The 2,988-nt window shown below is 64.2% G+C and carries 3 protein-coding genes; all 3 read right to left on the reverse strand.

From position 1 onward, the window contains the following. Positions 1-389 precede the first annotated feature (389 nt). The 3 genes from ACLP25_RS13115 to ACLP25_RS13125 all read right to left on the reverse strand — a co-directional run bounded on the left by ACLP25_RS13115 (position 390) and on the right by ACLP25_RS13125 (position 2,678). Complete coding sequence (locus ACLP25_RS13115; RefSeq protein WP_442469631.1) at positions 390-797, reverse strand: GFA family protein; 408 nt, start codon at positions 795-797, stop codon at positions 390-392. Between the two features lie 110 nt (positions 798-907). Beyond that, complete coding sequence (locus ACLP25_RS13120; protein ID WP_442469632.1) at positions 908-1,351, reverse strand: tetratricopeptide repeat protein; 444 nt, start codon at positions 1,349-1,351, stop codon at positions 908-910. A gap of 13 nt (positions 1,352-1,364) precedes the next feature. Beyond that, entirely contained in the window at positions 1,365-2,678 is a 1,314-nt protein-coding gene (locus tag ACLP25_RS13125; protein ID WP_442469633.1) for an adenylate/guanylate cyclase domain-containing protein, read from the reverse strand. Positions 2,679-2,988 lie beyond the last annotated feature (310 nt).

Consider the following 2,988-nt stretch of genomic DNA (forward strand, 5'->3'; position numbering starts at 1 on the left):
CGAGAGCGCCCACATCGCGATCAAGCCGACCCCGACCGATTACACCGAGAGCGCCGAACTGGACCAGGCGCCCTCGGCTGCGGACGCGGACGACCAGTAGGCGCGCCGTCGTCGCGCCTGCGGAAGCGTCGGCGCAAACGCGGGGCCTGGACTGACCCCGTCGTCTCTTTTGAGGCCAGAGGAGCCCGGACTCTTTCGCGCGAGACGGCTCCCGGCGCATGATGAGTATGTCTCTGTGTGCGGGAGGGAAGGGACCTGACAGCGGCCTCGCGCGGCGACCGCACGCGACGTAGAGCGGTTCAGTGGCTGAGCGGAAAGGTCGACTGTGTACGGCTTGAGCGCTTGTAGGCGCTTCAGTGCGGCTCGCGCTCATCCTCCGAAAACTTCAGTTACGGGTCCTTCGGGTCCTTCTTGAGAGTCCGGTCCATGGGATCCCAGGACTGCGCGCTCGACGTGAAAAGGTCCTTGGTCGGTCTATAGACCGAGGGATCGTCCAGACAACCCGCTTGCAACCCCAGAACATCGGGCCTTCGCCCGATTTTGATCGTCACTTGGCTACCGCACGCCTGGCAAAAGCCGCGGTCGACCGGATGACCGCTGTCCCCAACAACGCGGTAATAGCGCGTTTCGCCGCTGAGCCGAACCGCGGCCACGGGGACCGCCAGGATAGCCGCAAAGGCGCTGCCATTCGCCTTTTGGCAATCGCGGCAGTGGCAGTTCAGCATGAAGACGGGATCGGCCTCGCATTCATAGCGGATCGCCCTGCAAGCACACCCTCCCGACATCATCTGTGCCATGAAAGCGTTTCTTCCTTATCTCCGAGCCCGCTGCGTGCGACCGCCATAACAGACGAAACTGGGGCAACTACTGCCGGGCGTCGCATCGCGGACAGCCCAGCCTTGCAGTTTCAGACTTCGGGAACACCTGCTTTGCGCATGCCTTCGATAATCCGCTCGCGCATCTTCACGTAGCCCGGGTTATCGCTCGGCGCAGCGGCGCGGTATCGGCGGATGGTGAATTTGGGATCGAGGGCGAGGCCTGCTTGAGTCTCGCGGCGTGCTTCCTCCAATCTGCCGAGGATCGCGAGAGCGGCGCCGAGGCTGAAATGTGCGAAATGGTACCCCCCATTGATTTCGATGGAGCGACGATACCAGGCCACGCCTTCTTCCTCCGCGTCCAGACACATTTTGGCGCTCCCCACCACTGCCGTCCAGCCGAAGGCGGCCGTGTCCCTTGGGCTTAACCGCAGCGCCTCGAGAACATGGGCCTCAGTCTCCTCCGCGCGGCCGAGAAGCAATTTGGCGCTGCCGATCTGCGCGTGCGCCGTCGCGAGATTCGGGTCCAGCGCCAACGTTCGCTCCAGTTCAGCGAGCCCCTGCGTGGAGCGATTGGTCCAGACCAGGAGTAGGCCCAAGGAAGCGGAATCTGGCGTTGTTCGGCTCCCGCAACAGCAACTGTGTCAGCGTCGCGTGGGCCGAGTTCATGCGCATAGCCGGCTCATCGATCGCGTAGGTAGTCACGGCCAGGGTGTCGACGATTGCCGTTCCGTGGATTGCAGCGAGATTGTCGGGATCGAGCGCCGCGGCGCGCTCGAAATAACCGCGCGCCCGAGTCAACGTCTCGTAGGAGACGCCCTTGTTGAGCCAGAGCCTTCCCTGAAAATAGAGGTCCATGGAATCGGGATTTACGCTGCGCGCCGCGCGCTGCGCCTCGGCCACGGTCAGGTGCGCTCCGATTTGGTCGGCAAGACGCCCGACGATCTCGTCTTGCATGTCGAGGAGGTCGGCCATGGGCTTGTCGAAACGTTCGGCCCAGAGATGATTGCCGCTTTCGGCGTCGATGAATTCTACGTTGATGCGCATCCGGCTGCCGCTGCGCTGAACGCTTCCCTCGAGCGCGTAGCGCACGTTCAGCTCCCGGCCGATCGTCTTCACGTCGAAGCGCTTTCCCTTATAGGAGAACGCCGTATTCCGGGCGATCACGAAGGAGCCGCGGATACGAGAGAGATCTGTGGTCAGGCTCTCGGTCACGCCATCGACGAAATAGTCCTGGTCGGGATTGCCGCCGAAATTGGCGAACGGCAGAACGACGATCGAGAGCCTCGGTCGCAGTGACCGTCCCTGCTCCGCCGGCCGCGGTGACGGCGCCGGCCCGCCCTCGGGCAGGAACGCGTAGACTCGCATCGCGCGCGCGATGTTCTTCAGGCTTTCCTCGCCCAGGTCGATAAAGGTCTCCCGCAGCTTGTCGCGCACCTGTTCATAGGCGGCGGACGAGAGCCAGACGCCTCCGGGCTCGGCGACGCCTTCCAGCCGCGCGGCGATATTGACGCCATCGCCCATCAGATCGCCGTCGCTTTCCTCGACGACGTCGCCAAGATGAACGCCGACACGGAATTCGATCCGGCGGTCGTCGGGCTCGCCGACGTTGCGCGAGGTCATGGCCTTCTGCACTTCGATAGCGCATCGGACCGCGTCGACCACGCTGCGGAACTCGACCAGGACTCCGTCCCCGGTGCGCTTGAAGACGCGGCCGTTGTTCGCAGAGACGGTGGGATCGATAAGCTCTTGGCGCAAGGTCCGCAGCCGCGCCAGCGTGCCGTCTTCATCCGCGCGGGTCATCCGGCTGAATCCGACGACATCAGCGGCCAGGATCGCCGCGAGTTTCCTGGTTTCGACCATAGGCCTCCCCGCGAACGTCGCAGGGTAGCACAATGACGCGGCCAGCGCCGCTCAGACCGGACTTGCTTGGATTTGGGCGAAGGGACGCAGCGGAAGCGAACAACCCCGACCGATTACACCGAGAGCGCCGAACTGGACCAGGCGCCCTCGGCTGCGGACGCGGACGACCGGTAGGCGCGCCATCGTCGCGGCTGCGGAAGCGTCGCAGGCCTTCGGCTTCCGGCGAGACCACCATTACGAAAGCGCTTTAGACCTCAGTGATTGGAAGCGCCGTCCGGCGGGTCGATGAGGAAGCGATTTCGTGGCGCGC

Origin of the sequence: Roseiarcus sp. (assembly GCF_052145395.1) — a bacterium.
In the GTDB taxonomy this organism is placed as follows: domain Bacteria; phylum Pseudomonadota; class Alphaproteobacteria; order Rhizobiales; family Beijerinckiaceae; genus Roseiarcus.

Bases quoted from the DNA above. Each gene is read 5' to 3' on its own strand.
- ACLP25_RS13115 (WP_442469631.1), bottom strand. From the start codon at position 797: ATGGCACAGATGATGTCGGGAGGGTGTGCTTGCAGGGCGATCCGCTAT.
- ACLP25_RS13125 (WP_442469633.1), bottom strand. From the start codon at position 2,678: ATGGTCGAAACCAGGAAACTCGCGGCGATCCTGGCCGCTGATGTCGTC.